Source organism: Planomonospora corallina (assembly GCF_042650625.1).
Classification (GTDB): Bacteria; Actinomycetota; Actinomycetes; order Streptosporangiales; family Streptosporangiaceae; genus Planomonospora_B; species Planomonospora_B corallina.
This window is the reverse complement of sequence record NZ_JBHSBM010000016.1, coordinates 229,675-232,882: the sequence shown is the minus strand read 5'-3', so window position 1 is coordinate 232,882 and position 3,208 is coordinate 229,675. Positions and strand designations below refer to the sequence as shown.

The window sequence follows — 3,208 nt, the reverse complement described above, 5'->3', positions numbered from 1 at the left end:
CCGGGCGGGGCCCCGCCGACCTGTTCGCCTTCGCCGACATGCTCGCGGCCGAGGTCGGCTGCCCGGTGACGGTCGTCGAGGAGCCGCTCGCCGCCGCCGTCGGCTGCGGTCTCGACGTCACCGACCCCCGGCCCCGGCTGCTGCTGGACGTGGGTGCGGGGATCATCGAGGCCGCCGTCATCTGCGACGGGGCGGTCGTCGACGCGGGAGCCGTACAGGTCATGGCGGAGTCCTCCGCCGACCTGCCGGAGCACGTCCACGACCAGGTCACGGCCGTGCTCTCCGAACTGGTGGCGCGTGTCCCGGCGAGCCGGCGCCGGGGCGTGCGCGAACGCGGCCTGCTGCTCACCGGCGGAGGCGTGCTCCGGCCCCGGCTGGCCCGCGGCCTGTGCGCCCGGCTGGGCGTCACGGTCAGCCCCGCCCCCGCCCCGGCCCACGCCACCGTCCGGGGGCTGGCCCGGCTGGGCGCCATGCCCGGTCTGCTCGACCTGCTCGTGGCACGGCAGAGGTGACGCCGGCGCGGGCGGGTCACTCCGGGAGGCCCGCACCGGCCCCGCCGTGCGGAGCGGCACCGGGGGCGTCACCGGGGACGTCCCCGGAGGCATTCTCCGGTGCGCCGGCGGGGGCGTCGGCGGCGGGCAGCGTGAAGGAGAACCGCGAGCCCCCACCCGGATTGTCCTCGGCTCTGATCGTGCCGCCGTGCCGCTCGGCGATGCGCTTGCAGATGGCCAGGCCGAGCCCGCTGCCGGTGTAGGAACCGCCCTGGTGCGCCCGGCGGAAGTTCTCGAAGATCGCTTCGTGCAGGCCCGCGGGGATGCCGATGCCGCGGTCGGCGACCTCGACGCGGACCCACCCGGGCCGCTCGATCGCCGAGGTGACGGTGATCCGCGGCCGCTGCCCCGGAGCGGTGTACTTGACCGCGTTGCCGATGAGGTTGTCCAGCAACTGGCGCACCAGCGCCCGGTCGGCCCGGACGGCGTCCAGCTCGCCGATGTGGAACACCGGTTCCTGCCCGTGCCCGGCGGTCCCGGGAAGGTCGCCCCGGGCCGCGGCGACCTCCCGCACCATCCGCCCGAGATCGATCGGGACGGGCGTGATGGGCGCGTCCCGCGCGGTGGCGTGGGCCAGCAGGTCGCCGATCAGCTCCCGCATCTGGGCGGCGGCCCGCCGGATGCGGGTGATGCCCTCGGTCAGCTCGCCGGCCGCCTCGCCCGCGGGCTCCGCGTCGGCCAGCAACTGCGCCCAGCCGTCGATGGTGGTCAGCGGGTTGCGCAGGTCGTGGGCCACGACCCCGGCGAAGGCCGTCAGCTCGTCGCGGTGGCGCCGTTCGGCGGTGACGTCGTGGAAGACCACGACGGTCGTGTGCTCGCCGGTGGGCAGCCGGGTGGCGCTGACGCTGAGCATGCGCTCCTCTCCTCCGCCCGAGGGGCACACCCGCACCTCCATGTCCCGCACCTCGTGCCCTGCCAGGGCCAGCATGTGCGGCAGCCGCCGCCTGCCGAGGGGGGCGCCGTCGGGCTGGAACAGCGCGTAGTCCTCGATGCCGGTCGCGGAGGCGGGCAGGCCCAGCAGTCCCCGGGCGGCCGGGTTGCTCATGACGAAACGCCCGTCGGCGTCGACGACGACCAGCCCGTCGTGCATCGAGTCGACGATCGCCGCCAGCATCCCGGCCTGGGCCGCGACCTCCCTGCCGGCGGCCGCCCGCTGCCCGGCCAGCGTCTCCCGCTCGTCACGGCCGAGTGCCAGTGCCAGCCCGACCACGGCGGCCACCCCGACGAAGACCTGCGCCACCAGCACCCGGCCGGCGGACGCGCTGACCGACGCGAACGGGCCGTCGCCGTACAGGGTGAAGGTCAGGGCGACGGCGCCGGTGACGAGGGCGTGCAGCGCCGTGAAGGCGGTGCTGAAGCGCACGGCGGCCCAGACCGTCACCGCGATCAGCAGGAACGTCAGCGGCAGGTCCCGGGTGACGCCGAACGTCACGGCGTACGCCGCGGCCGAGACCACCACCAGGGCGCAGAGTTCGGCCGCCCACCGGCCCGGCACCCGTTCCGGTGCCCGGCCCGGCGCCTGCCACCAGGCCGACGGCGCCCGGTCCGGCCGGACGGTCAGGTACTCGGAGGGACGGCCCAGGCACAGGCCCAGAGCGGTGATCGCCACGATGCTCGTGACGTTGCGCGCCAGCCACACCATGGCGGTCAGCGCCGACCACCGGTCACCGAACGCCCCCAGCGCGGTGGGGCCGATGAGCGCGCCGCACGCCGCTCCGGCGAGCGCGGCCGCCAGCAGTCCCCACAGGTGCTGCACCCGTTCCAGAGCCCCCCGGCCCGGGGCTTCCCACACCTGTGGGCACAACCTCGCGAACACCCGCAGGAACACCAGCAACTGCACCACGTTGGCCGTCACGAAGAAGACCGCCAGCCGCGCGGGCGCGCCGGTCAGCAGGTTGACGACGAATGCGATCACCGCCAGGACCAGCACGTCCAGCCACTGCGACCGCTCGTGCCGCTGCGCCAGCAGCCACACCGCCCCTACCCCGGCCGCCGGCCACACCAGGCCCATGGCCGTCCCCCCGACGAGCTCCATCCGCCCGACGAACACCGCGACGGCGTACAACGCGGCGAAGGCCGTCGTACGGCGGAGCACCGCCCCGCTACGCGGTGGTGCCGGCACGGCTCGACCGCCCTGGGCCCCGGTGACGGGCACGGAGGAAACGGCGCCCCACCAGGGGCGCGGAGGACGGCCGGGTCGTCGAGGCGGTGGTCATACGGGTTCCCATCCCCCCGCAGGCGGCGGGCTACCCATCCGGCGCCGTGCCGGCGCCGTGTCGGGGGTGGCCGGTGTGTCCGGACCGGCCCGGACACACCAGCGGGGCCCGGGCCGCTAACCGTCCCGCCGGACGGTGACCGCCCAGGCGGCGCCGACGAGCACCACGGCCCACGCCACGACCACCAGCAGCCCCACCGGCCGGTCCAGCGCGAGATCCGGGCCCCGGGGCGCGCCGAGGAGGCTCAGCGCGGCCTCGTACGGCAGCAGCCGCACCACCCCGGGCACCGGGCCCCGCAGCAGCGGGGAGACCAGGACCGGCACGACGACCAGCACGGCCAGCGGGGTGGCGGCCGTCCTCGCCAGCGTGGCGGACCCGTACGCCACCAGGCCGAGCAGCAGGCAGGCGGCCGCCCTGGGGAGCAGGCCGCCGGCGGCCTCG

2 protein-coding genes and 1 pseudogene are annotated in these 3,208 nt (G+C 76.3%); 1 reads left to right on the top strand and 2 read right to left on the bottom strand.

Going from position 1 to position 3,208, the window contains the following annotated elements; translation table 11 throughout:
* Positions 1-512 (top strand): rod shape-determining protein (locus ACFOWE_RS12220; RefSeq protein ID WP_377287386.1); only part of this gene is annotated, 512 nt, incomplete at its 5' end.
* Positions 513-528: 16 nt separating this feature from the next.
* Here ACFOWE_RS12220 and ACFOWE_RS12215 read toward each other — a convergent pair.
* Together ACFOWE_RS12215 and ACFOWE_RS12210 are read right to left on the bottom strand one after the other, a co-directional pair.
* Complete coding sequence (locus tag ACFOWE_RS12215) at positions 529-2,673, bottom strand: ATP-binding protein (RefSeq protein WP_377287385.1); 2,145 nt, start codon at positions 2,671-2,673, stop codon at positions 529-531.
* 210 nt (positions 2,674-2,883) lie between these two features.
* Positions 2,884-3,208: pseudogene (locus ACFOWE_RS12210) on the bottom strand (hypothetical protein); the annotation flags it as partial.